The organism is Enterobacter sp. RHBSTW-00994 (genome assembly GCF_013782625.1).
GTDB lineage: Bacteria > Pseudomonadota > Gammaproteobacteria > Enterobacterales > Enterobacteriaceae > Enterobacter.
Window position 1 is genome coordinate 2,319,174 of record NZ_CP056199.1, and the last position, 20,334, is coordinate 2,339,507.

Genomic DNA, 20,334 nt, shown 5'->3' on the forward strand with positions numbered 1-20,334 from the left:
TATATCAGGCGTTCAACGTGCTCATGTCGATCACAAAGCGGTATTTCACGTCACTTTTAAGCATGCGCTCAAAGGCCGCGTTGATCTCATCCATCCGGATCACCTCGACATCTGCAGTAATGCCTTTTTCACCGCAGAAATCGAGCATCTCCTGGGTTTCGGCGATGCCGCCAATGCAGGAGCCCGCAACCGATTTACGGCCAAGGATCAGCGGCAATGTGCTCACTGGCGGGTTGTCCCCCAGATAGCCAACAAAGACCAGCGTACCGTCCAGCGTCAGTGTCGACATATACGGATTAATATCGTGAACATACGGTACGGTATCGATAATCAGGTTGAACTGATTAGCCACCGACTGCATCTGTTCGTCATCGGTGGAATAGACAATATGATCGGCCCCCAGACGGCGAGCATCCGCCTCTTTGCCTGGCGAGCGGGTAAAGAGCGTCACCTCCGCGCCCAGTCCGTGAGCCAGCTTAATGGCCATATGACCAAGTCCGCCCAGACCAATCACAGCCACTTTGCTGCCTTTGCCAATATTCCAGTGACGCAATGGCGACCAGGTGGTGATCCCGGCGCAGAGCAAAGGGGCGACACCTTTCAGATCGAGGGTTTGCGGAATATGCAGGACGAAGTCTTCACTGGCGACAATTGTCCGGGAATAACCGCCGTAAGTCCGCTGATGGTCAAAGCGATCATGGCCGTTATAGGTCTGGACATTGCCCTCTTCACAATACTGCTCCAGCCCCTGTTTGCAGGGCTCACATTCGCGGCACGAATCGACCATACAACCAATACCGGCCAGATCGCCGACGCTCAGTTTTGTGACACTGTCACCAACGGATTTCACGCGACCAATAATTTCATGACCCGGAACAACAGGATATTCACTGAATCCCCAGTCATTACGCGCCTGATGCAAATCGGAATGGCAGACGCCGCAATACAGGATTTCGATCACCACATCGTCGGGGCGGGGTTCGCGACGTTCAAAGGTGAACGGTGCGAGCGGCGCGGTGGGAGTTTTTGCTGCATAGCCCAGAACTTTCATCTCTTTACCTCACTAGTGGTCTCGCGCAAAAGGAACCGTCCAAAGCTACTGTACCCCTGGCGCGCTGACTATGGATAAAAGTGGAATAGCGTAATGAGCGTAGCTCATGAATTACCCCAGGCTACCGGCAATTTCATCAAGGAACAGGCGCAAGGCCGCGGGTTGATACTCTCTCGACTGATAAATGCCATAGATAGCAAGCGGTTTGGGTGTGAGCGATGACAACACGGGCACTAATGTCCCTTGTTCAAGTGCCGTTTGCGCCTCGCGTTCTGGCAGCATCGCAATACCGCAATGGCGAATAGCGGCCTCCATCAGCAGCGCGGAGATACTGGCGCTCAGGTTACCGCTAACGGCCACACTGACACCCTCGCCCTCCGGAGAGAGGAAATGCCACGACTGCCCGGCGAAAAAGCTGTAATGCAAACAGTTGTGCAGGGCTAAATCCTCAGGATGTTGAGGAACCCCCTTCTGCGCGAGATACTCTGGCGACGCGCACAACACCGAGCGACACTCCCCCAGACGGCGTGCAATCATACCGGGTTCCGGGTTATCAGTGATGCGGATCGCCACATCAATGCGTTCCCCCACCAGGCTCACAGGATGGTTGTTCACATCCAGTTCTACCCGCAGTTGCGGATAGCGTAAGAGAATATCGGGAAGCACAGGAGCCACCATGTGCATCGCCGTGAAATGCGCGCAGGCCACACGCAATGTGCCGGATGGCCTGTCTTTCGCCGACTGATCTTCAATTTCCTGAGATAACTGCGTCAGCGTGCGCGTTTTCTGTAGCACCTTTTCGCCTGCCGTTGTCAGCGTCAGCTTCCGCGTCGAGCGGTGTACCAGCCGTGTCCCGGCCCACTTTTCCATCTGCTCAAGATAACGGCTCACCATTGGCCGGGAAATCCCCAGCGCACGAGCCGCCGCACTCAAACTGCCCAGCTCACATATCCGGTTATAGACCTGAGCGGCAATAACGCGATCCATTCCAGCACTCCATCTGATCGATTTATGAAACAAAGCATGTCTTGTTTCAGGAATTCTGGCAAATGCAGAAATCCTTACAATGGATGCTTTCCACCTGATAAGAGAAATGATGATGACGCTTAACCGCCTTGCACTGCTGTGCGCCCTGTTCACGCCAGCGGTATTTGCCGCACCGCTCACGCTGGACACCTATAACCCACAAGAGAACGCTATTTTTGCGGTCTCCTCCACGCTGGTTTCCGGGCCGAAAGAGGCTGTTCTGTTTGACGCACAATTCAGCGTAAAAGATGGCGAAGCTCTGGTTGAGAAAATTCGTCGCAGCGGAAAGACTCTGAATAAGATCGTGATTACCTCCGGCGACCCGGATTTCTACTTTGGTCTGCAACCACTGGTGAAAGCGTTCCCGAACGCCAAAGTCGTGGCAACCCAAAATGTGGTGGATCACATTAAAGCGACCAAAGATGCCAAACTGGCATTCTGGGGTCCGCAGATGAAAGATGGCGCGCCGACAACACTTGTCGTTCCACAGGTTATCGCTTCCACCACCTTTATGATCGATGGTGAAACCGTCAGCATTGAACAGCCGGATAGCTATGCGGCCTATGTCTGGATCCCTTCGGCAAAAGCCATTTTAGGCGGGACGGGCGTTTCATGGGGGATTCACGTCTGGACAGCCGATACCCAAACCAAAGAGAGCCGCCAACAGTGGTTGCACACACTGGAGGCGATGGCGGCACATAAGCCTGAGCGCGTGATCCCAGGGCACTATCTTGGTACACCTCCGACAGGCACTGGCGCTATCACCTTCACCAGCAACTATCTCCAGCAGTTCGAAAAGGCTCTGGCAGACCAGAAAGGCTCGGCAGCCGTGATTAGCACGATGAAAAAACAGTATCCCGATCTCGCAGAAGCGAGTTCGCTGGAGCTGAGTGCCAAAGTGAATACCGGCGAAATGAAGTGGTAAGCTGAAAACCTGCTAAGCTGGATGGGCAACCTAAGGGGTTACATTTCGTCCGCACATGCGGAGTGGTCCTTAAAACTATCAACAGGATTGAGGAGTAAGCATGAAATCGAACCGTAAGGCACGTCATATTCTGGGACTTAACTATAAGATTTCTAACCACAAAAAAGTGGTTATTGAAGACAACCACGAAACGGTTGTCCACCAGGCTTCAGGCAGAAGACGCCACGTAGAGAAGTAAGTTTCGCGTTATGACGCACAACACCATCGGCAAAACCGATGGTGTTTTTGCTTATGTGTTGCGGTAATTAACATTCAGCTCCTTTATAATACCAGCCGACCGAAACCCGTAGCACCGGCCAGAAAGATGACAAACGACAGTGCCAGGGACGGATCTTCAAAAAAAGAGTGAGTGACATGGACAACAAACCGAAACAACATCGTTCCTTATATATTCCTTATGCAGGCCCGGTTCTGCTTGAGTTTCCCCTGCTCAATAAAGGCAGCGCCTTTAGCGCCGAAGAGCGCAGCAGCTTCAACCTGCTCGGCCTGCTGCCTGAAGTGGTCGAAACCATCGAAGAACAGGCAGAACGCGCCTGGATCCAGTACCAGGGATTCAAGACGGAGATCGATAAACACATCTATCTGCGTAACATCCAGGATACCAACGAAACCTTGTTCTATCGCCTGGTACAAAATCATCTCGAAGAGATGATGCCGGTGATTTATACCCCGACTGTGGGCGCCGCCTGCGAACGCTTCTCCGAGATTTACCGCCGTTCCCGCGGGGTGTTTATCTCATACCAGAACCGTCACAACATGGACGACATTCTGCAAAACGTGCCCAACCACAATATCAAAGTGATTGTGGTCACCGACGGCGAACGTATTCTGGGCCTGGGCGACCAGGGGATCGGCGGGATGGGTATCCCTATCGGTAAATTATCCCTCTATACCGCCTGTGGTGGGATCAGCCCGGCGTACACCTTGCCGGTTGTGCTGGATGTCGGCACAAATAATCAGCAACTGCTCAATGACCCGCTTTATATGGGCTGGCGTCACCCGCGTATCACTGATGATGAGTACTACCAGTTCGTGGATGATTTTATCCAGGCGGTTAAACACCGCTGGCCGGATGTTCTGTTGCAGTTTGAAGATTTTGCGCAGAAGAACGCCATGCCATTACTGAACCGTTATCGCGATGAAATTTGTTCGTTCAACGATGATATTCAGGGCACAGCAGCCGTCACCGTCGGTACGCTGATTGCCGCCAGCCGTGCGGCTGGCAGCCAGTTGAGCTACCAGAAAATCGTCTTCCTCGGCGCAGGGTCTGCTGGTTGCGGGATCGCCGAACAAATTATTGCCCAGACCCAGCGTGAAGGGTTAAGCGAAGAGCTCGCTCGCTCGCGCGTCTTTATGGTCGATCGCTTCGGCCTGCTGACCGATGCGATGCCAAACCTGCTGCCGTTCCAGACGAAGCTGGTGCAGAAGCGCGACAACCTGAAAAACTGGGACACCGACAACGAAGTGCTCTCTCTGCTGGACGTGGTACGCAACGTGAAACCGGACATCCTGATCGGTGTTTCCGGGCAGACCGGGTTGTTCACTGAAGAGATCATCCGCGAGATGCACAAACATTGCGAACGCCCTATCGTGATGCCGCTCTCCAACCCAACGTCGCGCGTGGAAGCAACGCCGCAGGACATCATTGCCTGGACTGAAGGTAACGCACTTGTCGCCACCGGTAGCCCGTTTGATCCTGTCGTCTGGAAGGAGAAAACCTACCCGATCGCCCAATGTAACAACTCCTATATCTTCCCTGGAATTGGCCTGGGTGTGATTGCCTCCGGCGCGTCACGCATTACCGATGAAATGCTGATGTCGGCAAGCGAAACGCTGGCGAAATACTCGCCTCTGGTGAATAACGGCGAAGGACTGGTACTACCGGAGCTGAAAGATATTCACAAAGTTTCGCGTGCTATCGCTTTTGCCGTGGGCAAAATGGCGCAGCAACAGGGCGTGGCGGTGAAAACCTCTGCCGATGCTCTGCAGCAAGCCATTGATGAGAACTTCTGGATGCCGGAATACCGCAGCTACCGTCGAACGTCGATTTAAGCGCGAAAAAGGCAACGTAAGTTGCCTTTTTTATTGTTTGCACTCTCGCATCCTTCCGCTACACTCCTTTCATTCATTAACCTACTGAATATATAAGGAGGCCAACTATGCTGTATTGTGAAATTTTCCATTTTTCACATACATTTGGTAATCGTACCCGCTCAAGCGTTATCGGTATCGTGCTGCGATAACTTCGGCTTGAGCGAAGACACCAATCCCTGAAATCCCTTCTCTCGGGCTTACTGAGTTATCGTCAGCGATGTTTGACGAGGCATTAACCTGCCTGTAACTCTTGGGTAAGCAACAAATGAGCACTTTACTCACTGCACATTCTTTACGTGTTGATACGGCGTTTGGCACGCTCTTCGACGACCTCTCCTTTACGCTGAAAAAAGGCGACCGCATTGGCCTGCTGGGCGATAACGGCTGCGGAAAAAGTACACTTCTGAAAGTCCTGGACGGCACAGATTCGCCTGCAAGCGGAACGGTGGCGCTGGCCGGACATTGCCTGATGTCCCGCGTTGAACAGCATCTGCCGGAGGCCATTTACCCGCTGACTATGCTCGATGCTGTACTGGCGCAAGTCCCCCGCACAGAGCATGACAGTTTGCGCTGGAAGGCAGAAGCATTGCTGGCGAGCATGGGGTTCACCGCACAGGATATGGCTCTGCAATCGGCAACGCTCAGCGGCGGTCAGCACACCCGTCTGCTGCTGGCGAGGGCGTTAATCAGCGAGCCGGATCTGCTGCTGCTTGATGAACCCAGCAACCACCTTGATCTGCCAACCATGCTCTGGCTGGAACAGTTTTTACAGAACTGGTCCGGCAGCTTTGTGTTGGTTTCGCATGACAGGCAATTGCTGGATGCTGTCACTAACGGAAGCTGGATCTTGCGTGACAAAACGCTGCACTACTTTGCGCTCCCCTGCTCGGCGGCACGCAAGGCACTGGTTGCAAAGGATGAAAGTGATGCACAGCGCCACAAGGCGGAACAAAAGGAGATCGATCGCGTCGCCGCCAGCGCTAAACGGCTGGCCACCTGGGGCAAGGTCTACGATAACGAAGATCTGGCCCGTAAGGCCAAGCAGATGGAAAAACAGGTTGAGCGGCTAAAGGAGAGCCAGACAGAAGTCACTACGGGCAGTCAGTGGACATTAACCCTGCGGGGCGATGCGCTACGAGCCGATCGGCTGCTGGAGATAAGCAATCTCGCTGTACCTCCGGCTCCGGGGCTGCTCCCGCTGTTTGATGTCGATATCGCTCGACTGAAAAGCGGTGATCGGGTGGCGATTGTCGGACGCAACGGATGTGGTAAATCGTCACTGATGAAACTTATCTGGCGACAGTTCGCCCATGGAGGCTGTGCCGAAGGGCTGATCATTCATCCGCGTGTAACCCTGGGTTATTACGACCAGACACTGCACCAGTTACCGGACGACGCTTCGCTGCTGGATGCGCTGGAGCCGTTTGCACCTCATCAACAGGATCGCAAAATGGCGCTTATAAGTTCCGGTTTCCCCTGGGCGCGTCACGGGCAAAAGGTCAGTACGCTCAGTGGCGGCGAGCGCTCTCGCCTGCTGTTTGTCGGTCTTACGCTTGCCCGCTATAGCCTGTTGATGCTGGATGAACCGACCAACCACCTGGACATGGAAGGCAAAGAGGCGCTGGGTGAAACGCTGCAGCAGTTCGAGGGTGGCGTTTTGCTGGTCAGTCACGACCGACAACTGATCCACCATAGCTGCAATCGTTTCTGGCTGATTGAAGACGGGAAGCTGAGCGAATGGCACGATGCCGACGCCGTGTTTGAACGTCTGCGTGAAAGTTCGGGTCTGGCTCAACCGGTAGATGATGCGTTGCCACGGGACGAAATCCCGTCAGCGTATGACGATCTGCTGGAAAGGCTGGTTGCGCTGGAAACACTGTTGGCAGAGGATGTAGCGCGAAAACCTAAGCATCAAAAGCCACAACTTCAGGCGCAATGGCGTAAAGAAATTGAGGCACTGGAGGCGCAACTGTAAGTCTGTGCCCGGCGGAAAATCCGCCGGGCCAGTTTGCTACTGAGGGTTTTTCTCTTTCCAGGCATCCCATGCCTGTTTGATCTCCTGCTTCGCCGTCGCGGCATCATTAAAGCCACTCAGCTCCACTTTTTTGCGTCCTTCCGGAAGTTGTTTGTAGACGCGGAAGAACGACTCCAGGCGCTGGACTTCAATCTTCGGCAGGTCTTTCAACTCTTTGATATCGTCGTATGTCGGGTCGATTTTACTCGTCGGAACTGCCACAATTTTGTCGTCTTTCTCACCACCATCCACCATCTTCAGTACACCAATCGCACGCAGTTTAATGAGTGTACCTGGCGCCATTGGCGCACGGGTGTAGAAAATCACGTCCAGTGGGTCGCCATCACCGGCCAGCGACTGGGTCAACGAGCCGTAGTTTGCGGGATAAGCCACCGGCATCGACTGGAAACGGTCAGCAATAATAAAACCGGTTTTCGCGTCGGTCTCATATTTGATAATGCCGCCCGCCGGGATCTCCGTGACGGCGTAGAACTCTTCCGGGTTGTTTTCCGGCTGAGGGAATTCAAGGATGTTTTGCGCCTGAACGGAAGCGGACAGAAGAACGCTGATTGCGATAAGTTTTTTCACCAGATGCATTGTCTTTTAACTCTTCGGTTATTAGGAAGACAACACAGTACGTTTGACAGATGACAGACCCATGACGCTTTTTTGTCAGTTTTTATCACCCCCATTTATTAAGAGTATTAATGATTTTTTGCTGACTTATTAATCAGAAGCTAATGAAATTATTACATTTTGTTGCGCCGCCCTTGCAACACGCCGTCAAAGGATTAATCCTAAAGAAGTAAGACGTATTCTCATCCGTCTTGTTTGCTATGCAGATGCTGACCATGAATAAGGAGAAACATATGAAGGCTGCTGTTGTAACCAAAGATCACCACGTTGATGTTACCGAGAAAACCTTGCGGGCGCTCAAACACGGTGAAGCACTCCTGACGATGGAATGCTGTGGGGTTTGCCATACCGATCTTCACGTTAAAAATGGTGATTTTGGCGATAAGACTGGGGTGATCCTGGGCCACGAAGGGATTGGCATCGTGAAAGAAATTGGGCCGGGTGTGACCTCACTGAAAGTGGGCGATCGTACCAGCGTAGCCTGGTTCTTCGAAGGCTGTGGCCACTGCGAATACTGTAACACCGGAAATGAAACACTCTGCCGCGATGTTAAAAATGCGGGTTATACCGTTGACGGCGGCATGGCGCAAGAGTGCATCGTGACGGCGGATTATGCAGTGAAAGTGCCTGACGGTCTGGATTCCGCCGCCGCCAGTAGCATCACCTGCGCGGGTGTTACCACCTACAAAGCCGTGAAAATTTCCTATATCAAACCCGGACAATGGATTGCCATTTATGGTCTGGGCGGTCTGGGTAACCTGGCGCTGCAGTACGCCAAAAACGTCTTTAACGCGAAAGTGATTGCTGTTGATGTGAATGATGAACAGCTGAAACTGGCCGCCAGCATGGGTGCTGATTTAACCGTAAATTCCCGCAGCGAAGATGCCGCGAAAGTCATTCAGGAGAAAACCGGTGGCGCGCATGCCGCAGTGGTCACTGCGGTGGCAAAAGCGGCGTTTAACTCAGCCGTCGATGCTGTGCGTGCAGGTGGCCGTGTGGTGGCCGTCGGTCTGCCGCCAGAAGCGATGAGCCTGGATATTCCACGTCTGGTTCTGGATGGTATCCAGGTTGTGGGTTCCCTGGTGGGTACGCGTCAGGATCTGCTGGAAGCCTTCCAGTTCGCAGCTGAAGGTAAGGTTGTACCGAAAGTCACGCTGCGACCGCTGGAAGATATCAACGCCATTTTCAAAGAGATGGAACAGGGCCAGATCCGTGGCCGTATGGTGATTGATTTACGCTCGTAAGCCATCGCCACGCCCTCTCCCTGGCTGAGAGGGCGTGAGTTAAAGAATCAGGACGCATTTCGTCGGTCTGAAATCCACTCCTGAACTTCAATCTGAAAGGTATCAGGCGCTTTGCGATACATTTTGCGTGCCAGATCGAGGATCGTGTGTCGGGCCAGCTCCTCTTCCATACGTTGCTGCGCACTATCCATTACGGAGCGAACTCCGCACGGACCGTCGCATACCCAACCCGGAGGGGTTTCATCAAACACCGCCAGACGCTGACGCACTTCTCGGCACTCAAACATATTTTTCTCGCCATCAATCGCGTGCGCTACATCCAGCACGGAGATCAGCTCGGCAGGACGCGCCAGCTTAAATCCCCCCCCCTTGCCTTCCGTACTGGTAACCAGCCCGGCACGTGACAAACGCGTGAAAATTTTCCCCAGGTAGTCATAAGGTACGCCCTGTAAGGCCGCCATCTCCCGGACACTCATCTCACGTTCGTTGCCTTTCGCATCCACCATACACATCAGGCTATGAATGCCATATTCCACGCCGGAACTGTAAAAAGCCATGTTTAACTCCGAGGTTAATAATCCAGGTCATTATAGCCTTGAGGATGAGCATAAAACAGCCCGGAGTTCATGATTCCAGTAACTACCTGCTTTTCGACGCTTTAATTTTTAACTCAGAAAAAAGTTGTCGCAGTTAACTGCGACAAGTATAGTTGCAGTTATGTCAGGCACGCAGTCTGATGACCAAAAGGATCGAAAATGAAGAAGCAGATTTTAATTGTAGGCAGCGGTTTCTCTGGTATGTGGGCAGCCGTCAGCGCTGCGCGTCTGGCCGATCGGGAAAAATGTCATGACCTGGCCATTACGGTTCTGGCTCCCCGGGCTGAGCTGCGCGTCCGTCCGCGTTTTTATGAGGAGCAGGTGTCCGCATTTGTAGCGCCACTGGACGATTTGTTTGCCGAGCTGAATGTAACGCATCTCTCCGGAAGTGCCGAGCGCATTGATACAAAAGGAAAAATGGTGTGGTATCGCGATGCCAATGGCCAGACTGTATCCGCGACCTACGATCGACTGGTGCTGGCAACGGGTAGCCAGACCCGTCGTCCACCGATTGCCGGGCTTGCCGAATATGCTTTTGATATCGACCAGTTAGAATCTGCTCAGGTTTTCGAAAAACACCTCGACTCACTCATCGATCGCCCTTCCACACCCGAGCGCAATACGGTAGTGGTGTGCGGCGGTGGGTTTACTGGCATTGAACTGGCAACCGAATTGCCAGCACGCCTTCGTGCCCGTTTCGGTCCCGAAACAGAGACTAAAGTTATCGTAGTTGAGCGAGGTGCTGTGATTGGCGGTCGTTACAGTGAGGCACTACGTGAGACGATTGAAGCGGCAAGCCTTGAGCTTGGCGTGGAGTGGCGCTTAAACAGTGAAATTGAAGCGATTGATGCCAGCGGCGTCACGCTAAAAAATGGGGAGCGCATTGGCGTCTCAACCGTTGTCTGGACTGCTGGTGTTGAAGCGCATGCGCTCAGCCAGCAGATCGACGGTGAGCGCGACAACCAGGGACGCCTGAAGGTCAACGAAAGCCTGCAACTTCCGGCTCACCCAGATGTTTTCGCCACCGGGGATATGGCGCACGCGAAAACTGATGACCTGGGCAACACCGCGCTGATGACCTGCCAGCACGCGATTCAGTTAGGTAAATTTGCCGGACACAACGCGGCGGCCAGCCTGTTAGGCGTTGCTCCCTGTCCTTATCGTCAGGTGAACTATGTAACCTGCCTCGATTTAGGCGCATGGGGCGCAGTCTATACCGAAGGCTGGGAGCAAACGGTCAAGTCTGTACGCGAGGAGGCGAAGAAGATCAAAATGGCCATTACTCACGAGCTAATCTATCCACCCGCAGCCGACCGCGCAGTTGCTTTTGCGGCAGCCGACCCGCTGGCAAAATTTGTGTAGTCCTGTATTACCGCCCCTTCCCCGGGGCGTTTTTATTTTCACTTTCCGGCAATCCTTATCTTAATTCCTTTGTTCCCTTGTTTTCTGCCGCGCCCGATGATGAATCCGACGCTAACAAGAAGATAACAAAGGAATTCACCATGCAACCCCCCTTTCGCCTGCCGCTGCTAACGGCGCTCATCCTTGTGGCAACGTCAGCATATGCCGCAGATGCCCCTGTTAAAGGTGGCACGCTTGTCTACCTGGAGCAACAGGCCCACACCAACCTCTATCCCCCTGCCGGTGGGTTTTATCCCAACGGCGGTATCCTTAATCAGATCACCGATAAACTGACCTGGCAGAACCCGAAAACACTCCAGGTTGAACCCTGGGTGGCTGAAAGCTGGAGCAGTAACATCGATAAAACGGAATACACCTTTAAAATCCGCCCAGGTATTACCTTCTCCGACGGTACACCACTGGATGCCAGCGCCGTAGCGAAAAACTTCGACACTTACGGATTAGGCAACAAAGCACAACGCCTGCCGGTCTCCGAGGTGATCAATAACTACGATCACAGTGAAGTGGTCGATCCTTTGACTGTGAAGTTCTTCTTTAAAAAACCTTCGCCGGGTTTCTTACAAGGTACAGCGACTATCGGCTCCGGTCTGGTGTCGTTGAGCACGCTGAAACGTAACTTTGAAGAGCTGGGCGATGCCCGCCATATCATTGGATCAGGCCCGTTTGTGGTGAAAGACGAAAAACTGGGTCGGGAAGTAACGCTGGATGCCCGCAAAGACTACCAGTGGGGGCCGAAAAACCTCGCGCAGCAAGGGCCCGCAAATCTGGATGGCATTAAATTTATTGTTACCCAGGAAGACAGCGTCCGCGTGGGTGCGCTACTGGCAGGCCAGGCTGATTTTATTCGTCAGGTACAGGCTTATGACGAGAAACAGGCTACCGATCAGGGATACACCATTTACGCGGCCCCCACGCGCGGGGTAAACGACAGCATCAGCTTCCGCCCGGATAACCCGCTGGTTTCAGATATCCGCGTCCGCCAGGCGTTACTGCATGCCACCAATGCTAAACAGGTGGTAGAGACCCTCTTCTCCCCCAATTATCCGCAGGCAAAATCGGTGATTGCCGACTCCGCCGCCGGTTTTGTTGACCTGAGCGACAAACTGACGTTTGACCCGACAAAAGCCAACACCCTGCTGGATGAAGCCGGATGGAAAGCGGGCAGCGACGGCATCCGGGCCAAAGATGGACAACGCCTGGCGCTAACCATTTATGAATCCCTGCCGCAGCCGCAAAACAAAGAAGTTCTCCAGTTGGTCGCCCAGCAATGGCGACAAGTTGGTGTAGCGCTGAGCGTTAAAGCGGGTGATGCGGGAAGCCGCACGCTGGATAACCTCGATCCGTTGAAAACACCGCTAACGGTATCCGAAGTGGGACGTGCAGACCCGGACGTTGTGAAGAGCATGTTCTACCCGGCGAACCGAGACGCACTTCTGCAAAAAGGCGGCTCCAGCGACAAAGTGAAAGACTTCCGCGACGACAAGCTCAATGCACTGCTGGTGAATATCTCTGCCGAAACCGATCCGCAAAAACGTCTCCAGCTTACGGGGGATGCACAGCATTACCTTCTGGATAACGCCTATGTGATCCCTATCTTCGAAGAGCCTCAGGTATTTGCGGGTGCGCCATGGTTAAAAGGCGTGAGTTTTGAAGCGGTTGGCCGTCCGTCGTTCTACGGCGCATGGCTCGAAAAACATTAAGGAGCCGATCATGAGCCACGCACTTCTGCAACGATTCGGCCACGGATTGCTGGTGCTATGGGCAGCATTTACCCTCTCGTTTGTGCTGCTTCAGGTGCTGCCGGGTGATGCTGTACTGATCAAATTTCAGAATCCGGATTTAGGGTTAAGCCCGGCACAAATCGAGGAGATGCGCGTGGCGTATGGCGCAGACAGTCCGTTGTGGCAGCAATATGCCCACACGCTGTTTGCCATGCTCCACGGGGATTTTGGCTACTCATTACAGGCAGGGGTTCCGGTGAGCGAATTGATTGCCACAAATCTGCCGGACACTTTAAGCCTGGCATTACCCGCCTTCGCCCTGGCCGTGATTTTGGCGTTCGCCCTGGCCTTTGCCGCGCGTTTGCCCGGCTTACGCTGGCTCAGCAACGCGATACAGTCTCTGCCTGTGCTGTTTATCTCCTTGCCCACTTTCTGGCTGGGAATCGCCCTGATTCAGCTCTTTTCCTTCCAGTTCCGGCTGATTCCGGTCATTAACCCTGGTCCGCTACAGGGGTTGATCCTGCCGATCGTCACCGTCGCTATTCCGATCTCCGCGCCGCTGGCGCAGATTCTGATGCGCAGTCTGGATCAAGTGGCCTCTCAGCCATTCGTCGCTGTGGCGCGGGCCAAAGGGCTGAGTGAAACCGCCGTATTGTGGCGGCACGTCACCGGGAACGCGCTGCTGCCGGTACTGAATATTGCGGGATTGCTGCTCGGGGAACTGATTGCCGGGGCACTGATCACTGAAACCGTCTTTGGCCGCAGCGGCCTGGGACAGCTCACACAGCAGGCCGTTAACAACCAGGATATCGCGGTGCTTCAGGCAGTGGTCATGATTTCAGCCCTCGGTTTTGTCCTGATCAATCTGCTGGTGGATCTGCTGATGCCGCTGTTCGATCCTCGCCTGCAAACCGTTACCGGAGGTGCATCATGAGCCTGGTTGATTACGCAGCGGCGGCGCGAAAACACGTCCCTTCCTGGCAGGCATTGCCGTGGCAGCCAGGATTATGGCTGGCCTGGGCCGTGATGTTCCTGGCCGCATTCGCGGCATTCGCACCGGGCATTTTTACCCACTACAGCCCGATTGAAGGCATCGCAGGAGCACAGCGTCTCGCGCCTCAGTCCGGACACTGGCTGGGTACTGACCAGCTTGGTCGCGATGTGTATACCCGGATTGTCTATGGCGCATCGCATTCCCTGAGTGCCGCACTGGCCGCCGTCAGCCTCGGGCTGGTCGTCGGTACAGGTCTGGGTGTTATCGCCGGTGCTGTTGCCGGGCGCGTCGAGTCATTGCTGATGCGTTTTGTTGACGTACTGCTCGCAATCCCATCCCTGCTGCTCTCTCTGACGGTGATCATCCTGCTTGGTTTTGGCACGGTCAATGCCGCTATCGCTGTCGGGGTTGCATCAATCGCCAGCTTCGCACGTCTGGCGCGGGGGGAAGTGGTCCGCATTCGCCATGCTGACTACGTTGAAGCGGCGTTCGGCAGCGGCGGAACCTTTTGGGCCGTGCTGTGGCGACATATTCTGCCCAATGCCTTCACCGCGGTGCTGGCCTTCGCCACGTTGCAGTTCGGGCAGGCCATTCTGGCCCTTTCCACACTGAGTTTTCTGGGATATGGCACACCGCCTCCCGTACCAGAATGGGGGTTATTGATCGCTGAAGGGCGCAATTATCTCTCAACCGCCTGGTGGCTCACCACCTTCCCCGGGATTGTCGTCATTGCCGTAGTGTTGGCCACTAACCGAATCAGTCAACAGTTCAGCGGAGGTCGCGTATGACGGTACTCACGGTTGAAAATCTTACCCTCAGCTACCGGACGGGCCGCCAGTGGCGTGAAGTGGTGCATAACGTCAGCTTTAGCCTTGGTCGCGGTGAAATGCTGGCCTTTGTCGGTGAATCCGGTTCAGGCAAAACCACGACGGCTCAGGCCATCATTGGCCTGTTGGCAGAAAATGCCCGTCGCGACAGCGGCAGCATCCGTCTGAATGGCGAGGAGATAAGCCAGTGGTCATCCCGGCGGCTGGATAGCCTGCGTGGAGCACGTATCAGTCTCGTACCACAAGACCCTGGTAACTCGCTTAACCCGGTGAAGACAATAGGCGCGCAGGTGGGCGAAATCGTTCAGCTTCACCAGAAAATGACGGCGGCTCAACGTGATGAACAGGTGCTGACACTGTTAACCAAAGTGGGGCTCAGCCATCCGGCACAGCGGATGAAACAGTACCCGCACCAGCTCTCCGGCGGCATGAAACAGCGAGTGCTGATCGCCATCGCTATCGCACTGCGCCCGGATGTGATCATTGCCGATGAGCCAACCAGCGCGCTGGATGTGACCGTACAAAAGCGCATTCTTGATTTGCTGGATCTGCTGCGCCGCGAGTCCGGTACGGCGGTGCTGTTCGTCACCCACGATCTGGCACTGGCCGCGCAACGTGCTGACAGACTGCTGGTATTCCGTCACGGCGAAATTCAGGAACAGGGCGCGACAGCAGACATTGTCCGCGCTCCCCGGCATGCTTACACCCGCCAGCTATTAAGCGACCTGCAAGGACAGCGGCTGACGATTGCTCCGGTATCCGGACGTCCGCTGGCGTCGCCTGCGATTCGCGCAGAGGCCATCAGCAAACAATTTTCGCTGGGAAAAGGTCATCAGCTACAGGCGCTTGATACCGTCAGTTTTGACGTTACGCGCGGCAGCACGCATGCGCTGGTGGGTGAGTCAGGGTCAGGCAAAACCACCCTCGCCCGTATTCTATTGGGGTTTGAACAGGCAGACAGTGGCCGTGTGGTGATTGACGACATTAACGCCACTGAACTAAGCCGTGAGGCGCGCAGGCAGTTACGGCAAAAAATCCAGTTTGTCTACCAGAACCCTTTTGCGTCGCTCGACCCGCGCCAGACGCTCTTTGAAATCATCGAAGAGCCACTGAAAAACTTTGCCCGCTTTAATAAAGGGGAACGAAAAACGCGTGTTGAAACGGTGGCCCAGCGGGTAGCCCTGCCTGTCGAGTTACTGAACCGGACGGCGCGTGAACTTTCAGGCGGGCAGCGTCAGCGTGTCGCCATCGCACGTGCCCTGATTCTGAACCCGACGATTCTGGTGCTTGATGAGGCCACTTCCGCCCTGGATGTCACAGTACAGGCGCAGATCCTGGCACTGCTTCAGCAGCTCCAGCAACAGCTGGGGTTGACCTATCTCTTTATCACCCACGACCTGGCGACCGTTCGCCGTATCGCACATAGCGTGACGGTGCTGCGCAATGGTCAGGTTGTTGAACATGGCGCCGTCGAGACCCTGTTTGCCTCGCCACAGAACAGTTATACCCGCGAACTGATTGACGCCATTCCCCATTTTTCACCTGTTACGGAGGAGTTTGCATGACGCGAAAACGCCTGGGTTTTTTCACCCGCCTGCTGGATGATGCCACACCAAAAGAACGCTACCGGCTGGCGACAGAACAGATCCGCCACGCTGAACGCCACGGTTTCGACAGTGCGTGGATTGCACAACACCACTTTCACGAACATGAAGGCGGCCTGCCTTCTCCGCTGCTGTTCCTGGTACACGTTGCCGCTCATACAGAACATATTCGTCTGGGAACCGCCATCATTACCCTGCCGATGGAAAACCCACTGCGCGTGGCGGAAGACGCCGCAGTACTGGATCTGCTGGCCGACGGGAGGCTGGAGGTCGGTTTTGGTTCGGGCGGTACGCCCACGTCGTTTCTGCCGTTCGGCCTGACATTCGAGGAGCGCGGTGCAGCCTTCGCCGAATATTTACATCTGATCCAAAGTGCCTGGCGCGGCGATTCGCTGACGCATCCGGATAATCATCTTTACCCGCCAGCTCCGCAACTTGCCGACCGAATCTGGATCGCAACCTTCTCCATTGACGGCGCAGTAAGAGCTGCACAGGCAGGACATGGGCTGATGCTGTCCCGCACTCAGCCCCGCCCGGCAGATCGGCTCGATTTAACGCTGGATGAGATCCAAAACCCTATAGTGGATGCCTATCTTGACGCCCTGCCAGCGGGCATTGCGCCGAGAATTCTGGCCTCCCGCACCGCGTTTGTCGCTGACAGCGATGACTACGCACTGAAGGTGGCTGCCCCCGGTTTAACCAGACAAGCACAGCAGCATCGTGCGGCCGGACATCAGGTTACAGGTGACACTGTCACAGATTATCGTCGTCAGTTCGACGCCCATATCGGCGCACCGCAAACGGTACTGGCGTCACTTCAAGGGGATTCTGTTCTGGCGCGAGCTACCGACATCTCATTCCAGGTACACTCGGTCGAACCTTCCCACCGGGATACCTTGCGCTCTATTGAGCTGATTGCAGACCACATTGCCCCCCACATTCTTTGAGGAGACACGCATGGCATTAAGTCAGGATATTCTCGCCGAGCTGGCGGAGATCGTACCCGGTTCACCTCTGGCACAAGCACGCGCCACCCGTGATGCCGCCACACGTCACGCCCAGGGCAGTTACGAAACCCTGTTTAGCCAACAGGATCCTGCTTTCGCGCTGGATGAGCGTTTTGCCGTGGCAGCGAAAGTGGCCAAATGGCACAACGCACCGTCGCTGGCCGCCCACTACGCCGGGTTTGGCCTGGCTAACCCGATATCATCCCGGTTAACACCTGCGCTGAATTTTGCCCGTTTGCTGACCTTCTCCCCTGTGGAAGCGACACCTGGCGCCCTGAACACCCTGACACAGGCCGGCTGGAGCAAAGAGGCCATCGTCACGCTGGCACAAGTCATCGCGTTTGTCAGCTTCCAGAGTCGGTTGATCGCCGGATTGCGGTTGTTGAATGACAAACCGGTCCCCGCCAGTGACGCACCGGTTGTGGCTGGCGTCTGGCACACCACCGCGACGACGTTGACGGGCAAAGCGGCGCCTGTGGCTTTCACGCAGCAAGAGCTGGGCTGGGAACCCTGGGTCGCCGCAAAACCGCTGGCAGACTTTAACGCCGATGAGGTTGCCGTCCTGGCGAAATTTGGCCATACCGATTCGGATTATTTCCGCCTGCTGGGACGCAACCTGCCGGTGCTGGAGCAGCGCACGTTAACGGATAAAGGAATTTTTTACACGCCGGGAGGATTACCGCGTGCAGAGCGTGAACTGGCTGCGACGGTCGTCAGTAAAATCAACGGCTGCATTTACTGCGCATCTGTCCATGCGCGTAAAGCCAGTCAGTTGTCAAAGGATGACACCGCCGTAGAGGCGCTGCTGGCAGTACGTCCTGGCCAGTCGCTGAGTGAGGGACAGTCGCCCCGCTGGCAGGCGGAAATTCATTTTGCTGCAGCGCTGTCGGTTACGCCGCCTGCCATCACGCCAGCCCATCTGGCGGCGCTCGAAAAACAGGAACTGGATACGTTACAGCAGCTTGATCTGGTTCAGTCTGCCGCCTTCTTCGCCTGGGCCAACCGCCTGATGTTGACCCTGGGCGAGCCCTGGCTTTCCTGAGAAGAATCAGGCTAACGCATGCGCGTTAGCCTGATTACGTTTGGCCTTCAGATAACCATAAAGCAGCAGGGATGACATTGCCGAGAAGGAGAGAATGGCCGCTGGCAGCGTGACATAGCTCCAGCTAAAACCGAGTGTAATCATCATTCCACCGAAATATGCCCCAATCGCACTTCCCAGATTAAATGCCACCTGACCTCCGGCAGCACCCAGTAATTCTCCCCCTTTTGCATTTTGCAGGAGCATTATTTGCAGAGGGGCAGAGAGTGCAAACAACCCGGCACAGCAGATAAAACCGGTTATCAGCGAGGCCATTTTGTGCTCACCAAAGGCAAACAGTAGCAGCAAGGCGACGACGATCACCAGATCGGTTGTCGCCGCAATGCGCAATGGGCTAAAGCGGGCGGACAACTTGCCGCTGAGCAGATTTCCCAGCACCATTCCCAGCCCCATCAGCATCATGATAACGGTCATTACCCCTTCGGAGAAACCCGACACGTTGACCATAAAGGGCTTAACAAAGCTGAACCAGGCAAAAACACCGGCATTACCAAACATGGTTGCCGCAAAAATCAGCCACGGCTCCGGCTTTTTGAGGAAGTGGAACTGTTCGGTAAGGCGCGTTTCGGTCTTATCGTAGAGCTTAGGAACCCACAGCAGCACCGACAGGATCACCAGCGCATCAAAAACCGCGATCAGGAAAAAGGTGTAGCGCCAGTTATATTCATGGCCCAACCAGGTGCCAAGTGGCACACCCACCAGGTTCGCCACCGTCATTCCCGCGATCATCCCCGCGACCGCAACCGTCACTTTCCCCGGAGGCGCAATTTTCGACAGAATTATCGCGCCAACACCGAAAATCGCCCCATGGGGGAAACCGGAAATCAAACGCCCCGTCGCCAGCCAGAGATACGATGTGGAAAAGGTAAAGATGGCATTCCCGATGGCACACATAACCATCAGGAACAGCAGCGTTGATTTAAGCGAGAACCTGCAGGAAAAGAGTGCCACGATGGGAGCGCCGATCACCACGCCAAACGCGTAAAATGAGATCATATTGCCGGCGGAGGGAATCGAAATCCCGGTGTCATGAGCCAGTTCCGTTAACACCCCCATAATGCCGAATTCAGCCATTCCCAGACCGAATGTACCAAGTGCCAACGAAAAAATTGTTTTTTTCATACCACAACCACTTGTTAAAAATTTGCAACATGCATTATTGAACAATCATGTAGGGCGAACCAGTTCAAAACGTCTTTCTGGCACGTTAATCCATCATTTCGGGTAGGGTTGTGAATATGATTAACCGATAATGACGATCCCAAGGCGTTCCATAAGCTGAGACACCTGGTAACTGTCCAGTTTGACCCCCTGCAAATCAACGCCGCGCACGTCGAGTTCGCCCAGTTCAGCGTTCGTCAGATCGCAGTGCGTAAAGTTGGCCGCGCGCCAGTCAAATGAAGAAAACTCGCCACCGGAAAGATCGGAGCCGCTGAAGGTTGCACCAGGCGTTTGCGCTCCATTCCAGCGGTTTTCCCACAGCTCACATTTCTCAAGGATCACGTTCGAAAAGTTGGCGTAGCTGAGGTTACTTTTGGTGATATAAGCGCTGCAAAACCAGGTGCGTGGGGTAATCATATTCATAAAACTGGTTCCACGAAAATCGGCCCCTTGCGCCCTGCACTCACGAATCTCAATCCCCAACGCACTGGCATTTCTGAAATCTGCCATCGATAAATCACAGCTTTTGAAGATGGCATCCTTCAACTGCGCCCGGCTGAAATTGCCCCCTGTCTGGCTTTCACGATCATAAAACTGGCAGCCGATAAACTCCGTACCCGTCAGATCCGTACCGGAAAAATCACAGTGGCGAAAGAGTGCATTTTCGATTTTCTCGCCGGTAAACCGGCTACGGCCTATCTTTTCACCTTCCAGAATCAATGCCATGATACACGCCTGTTTATTTATACAGTATATGCGTAAAAGTGTAACCCGGACCTCGCCGCAGAGGAACTGATTTGTGCAAATAATTCCCGCGAAGCGTTGCAGCCAGGATTACACTTCAAAGTGT

The 20,334-nt window shown here is 54.6% G+C and carries 18 protein-coding genes; 12 read left to right on the plus strand and 6 right to left on the minus strand.

The window, feature by feature from the left end; genetic code table 11:
* Window positions 1-4: 4 nt before the first annotated feature.
* Window positions 5-1,051 carry an NAD(P)-dependent alcohol dehydrogenase gene (locus tag HV346_RS11140; RefSeq protein ID WP_181623543.1) on the minus strand — a complete coding sequence of 349 codons (1,047 nt, stop codon included), beginning with the start codon at window positions 1,049-1,051 and terminating at the stop codon, window positions 5-7.
* A gap of 111 nt (window positions 1,052-1,162) precedes the next feature.
* Window positions 1,163-2,038, minus strand: a complete 876-nt coding sequence (locus tag HV346_RS11145; protein WP_181623544.1) for a LysR family transcriptional regulator — start codon at window positions 2,036-2,038, stop codon at window positions 1,163-1,165.
* Between the two features lie 112 nt (window positions 2,039-2,150).
* Here HV346_RS11145 and HV346_RS11150 point away from each other — a divergent pair, with 112 nt between their 5' ends.
* From HV346_RS11150 to HV346_RS11165, 4 genes are all read left to right on the plus strand, one after another.
* Window positions 2,151-3,002 (plus strand): Vmh family MBL fold metallo-hydrolase, encoded by an 852-nt coding sequence (locus tag HV346_RS11150; protein ID WP_181623754.1) that lies wholly within the window; start codon window positions 2,151-2,153, stop codon window positions 3,000-3,002.
* A gap of 100 nt (window positions 3,003-3,102) precedes the next feature.
* Window positions 3,103-3,240, plus strand: a complete 138-nt coding sequence (sra, locus tag HV346_RS11155; protein ID WP_181623545.1) for a stationary-phase-induced ribosome-associated protein — start codon at window positions 3,103-3,105, stop codon at window positions 3,238-3,240.
* A 176-nt stretch (window positions 3,241-3,416) separates the two neighbouring features.
* Complete coding sequence (locus HV346_RS11160; RefSeq protein WP_181623546.1) at window positions 3,417-5,114, plus strand: NAD-dependent malic enzyme; 1,698 nt, start codon at window positions 3,417-3,419, stop codon at window positions 5,112-5,114.
* A gap of 307 nt (window positions 5,115-5,421) precedes the next feature.
* Window positions 5,422-7,131 (plus strand): ABC-F family ATP-binding cassette domain-containing protein, encoded by a 1,710-nt coding sequence (locus HV346_RS11165; protein WP_181623547.1) that lies wholly within the window; start codon window positions 5,422-5,424, stop codon window positions 7,129-7,131.
* 36 nt (window positions 7,132-7,167) lie between these two features.
* Here HV346_RS11165 and HV346_RS11170 read toward each other — a convergent pair whose 3' ends face one another.
* Complete coding sequence (locus tag HV346_RS11170) at window positions 7,168-7,767, minus strand: inorganic diphosphatase (protein ID WP_181623548.1); 600 nt, start codon at window positions 7,765-7,767, stop codon at window positions 7,168-7,170.
* 272 nt (window positions 7,768-8,039) lie between these two features.
* Here HV346_RS11170 and adhP point away from each other — a divergent pair, with 272 nt between their 5' ends.
* Window positions 8,040-9,050: an alcohol dehydrogenase AdhP gene (gene adhP / locus HV346_RS11175; protein WP_181623549.1), complete on the plus strand. Its 1,011-nt coding sequence runs from the start codon at window positions 8,040-8,042 to the stop codon at window positions 9,048-9,050.
* A 47-nt stretch (window positions 9,051-9,097) separates the two neighbouring features.
* Here the strand turns inward: adhP and HV346_RS11180 are convergent, their stop codons facing one another.
* Window positions 9,098-9,607 (minus strand): Rrf2 family transcriptional regulator, encoded by a 510-nt coding sequence (locus HV346_RS11180; RefSeq protein ID WP_181623550.1) that lies wholly within the window; start codon window positions 9,605-9,607, stop codon window positions 9,098-9,100.
* Window positions 9,608-9,805: 198 nt separating this feature from the next.
* Here HV346_RS11180 and HV346_RS11185 point away from each other — a divergent pair, with 198 nt between their 5' ends.
* The 7 genes from HV346_RS11185 to HV346_RS11215 all read left to right on the plus strand — a co-directional run bounded on the left by HV346_RS11185 (window position 9,806) and on the right by HV346_RS11215 (window position 18,263).
* Window positions 9,806-11,008, plus strand: a complete 1,203-nt coding sequence (locus HV346_RS11185; RefSeq protein WP_181623551.1) for an NAD(P)/FAD-dependent oxidoreductase — start codon at window positions 9,806-9,808, stop codon at window positions 11,006-11,008.
* Between the two features lie 140 nt (window positions 11,009-11,148).
* Window positions 11,149-12,768 carry a TIGR04028 family ABC transporter substrate-binding protein gene (locus HV346_RS11190; protein WP_181623552.1) on the plus strand — a complete coding sequence of 540 codons (1,620 nt, stop codon included), beginning with the start codon at window positions 11,149-11,151 and terminating at the stop codon, window positions 12,766-12,768.
* 10 nt (window positions 12,769-12,778) lie between these two features.
* A complete protein-coding gene (locus HV346_RS11195; RefSeq protein ID WP_181623553.1) occupies window positions 12,779-13,723 on the plus strand; it encodes an ABC transporter permease in 945 nt (314 codons plus the stop codon).
* Complete coding sequence (locus tag HV346_RS11200) at window positions 13,720-14,571, plus strand: ABC transporter permease (RefSeq protein WP_181623554.1); 852 nt, start codon at window positions 13,720-13,722, stop codon at window positions 14,569-14,571. The genes HV346_RS11195 and HV346_RS11200 overlap by 4 nt, the downstream gene beginning before the upstream one ends.
* Window positions 14,568-16,175, plus strand: coding sequence for an ABC transporter ATP-binding protein (locus HV346_RS11205; RefSeq protein WP_181623555.1), 1,608 nt, complete (start codon window positions 14,568-14,570; stop codon window positions 16,173-16,175). The genes HV346_RS11200 and HV346_RS11205 overlap by 4 nt, the downstream gene beginning before the upstream one ends.
* A complete protein-coding gene (locus HV346_RS11210) occupies window positions 16,172-17,161 on the plus strand; it encodes a putative FMN-dependent luciferase-like monooxygenase (RefSeq protein ID WP_181623556.1) in 990 nt (329 codons plus the stop codon). The genes HV346_RS11205 and HV346_RS11210 overlap by 4 nt, the downstream gene beginning before the upstream one ends.
* A gap of 10 nt (window positions 17,162-17,171) precedes the next feature.
* A complete protein-coding gene (locus HV346_RS11215; protein WP_181623557.1) occupies window positions 17,172-18,263 on the plus strand; it encodes an alkylhydroperoxidase domain protein in 1,092 nt (363 codons plus the stop codon).
* 6 nt (window positions 18,264-18,269) lie between these two features.
* Here the strand turns inward: HV346_RS11215 and araJ are convergent, their stop codons facing one another.
* Window positions 18,270-19,445: an MFS transporter AraJ gene (gene araJ, locus HV346_RS11220; protein ID WP_181623558.1), complete on the minus strand. Its 1,176-nt coding sequence runs from the start codon at window positions 19,443-19,445 to the stop codon at window positions 18,270-18,272.
* Between the two features lie 120 nt (window positions 19,446-19,565).
* Entirely contained in the window at window positions 19,566-20,210 is a 645-nt protein-coding gene (locus HV346_RS11225) for a Qnr family pentapeptide repeat protein (protein WP_181623559.1), read from the minus strand.
* Window positions 20,211-20,334 lie beyond the last annotated feature (124 nt).

Coding starts and splice junctions, on each gene's coding strand:
- HV346_RS11145 (WP_181623544.1), bottom strand. CDS start 2,038: ATGGATCGCGTTATTGCCGCTCAGGTCTATAACCGGATATGTGAGCTG.
- HV346_RS11200 (WP_181623554.1), top strand. CDS start 13,720: ATGAGCCTGGTTGATTACGCAGCGGCGGCGCGAAAACACGTCCCTTCC.
- HV346_RS11170 (WP_181623548.1), bottom strand. CDS start 7,767: ATGCATCTGGTGAAAAAACTTATCGCAATCAGCGTTCTTCTGTCCGCT.
- HV346_RS11140 (WP_181623543.1), bottom strand. CDS start 1,051: ATGAAAGTTCTGGGCTATGCAGCAAAAACTCCCACCGCGCCGCTCGCA.
- araJ (WP_181623558.1), bottom strand. CDS start 19,445: ATGAAAAAAACAATTTTTTCGTTGGCACTTGGTACATTCGGTCTGGGA.
- HV346_RS11215 (WP_181623557.1), top strand. CDS start 17,172: ATGGCATTAAGTCAGGATATTCTCGCCGAGCTGGCGGAGATCGTACCC.
- HV346_RS11150 (WP_181623754.1), top strand. CDS start 2,151: ATGACGCTTAACCGCCTTGCACTGCTGTGCGCCCTGTTCACGCCAGCG.
- HV346_RS11195 (WP_181623553.1), top strand. CDS start 12,779: ATGAGCCACGCACTTCTGCAACGATTCGGCCACGGATTGCTGGTGCTA.
- HV346_RS11180 (WP_181623550.1), bottom strand. CDS start 9,607: ATGGCTTTTTACAGTTCCGGCGTGGAATATGGCATTCATAGCCTGATG.
- HV346_RS11190 (WP_181623552.1), top strand. CDS start 11,149: ATGCAACCCCCCTTTCGCCTGCCGCTGCTAACGGCGCTCATCCTTGTG.
- sra (WP_181623545.1), top strand. CDS start 3,103: ATGAAATCGAACCGTAAGGCACGTCATATTCTGGGACTTAACTATAAG.
- HV346_RS11225 (WP_181623559.1), bottom strand. CDS start 20,210: ATGGCATTGATTCTGGAAGGTGAAAAGATAGGCCGTAGCCGGTTTACC.
- adhP (WP_181623549.1), top strand. CDS start 8,040: ATGAAGGCTGCTGTTGTAACCAAAGATCACCACGTTGATGTTACCGAG.
- HV346_RS11160 (WP_181623546.1), top strand. CDS start 3,417: ATGGACAACAAACCGAAACAACATCGTTCCTTATATATTCCTTATGCA.
- HV346_RS11210 (WP_181623556.1), top strand. CDS start 16,172: ATGACGCGAAAACGCCTGGGTTTTTTCACCCGCCTGCTGGATGATGCC.
- HV346_RS11165 (WP_181623547.1), top strand. CDS start 5,422: ATGAGCACTTTACTCACTGCACATTCTTTACGTGTTGATACGGCGTTT.
- HV346_RS11205 (WP_181623555.1), top strand. CDS start 14,568: ATGACGGTACTCACGGTTGAAAATCTTACCCTCAGCTACCGGACGGGC.
- HV346_RS11185 (WP_181623551.1), top strand. CDS start 9,806: ATGAAGAAGCAGATTTTAATTGTAGGCAGCGGTTTCTCTGGTATGTGG.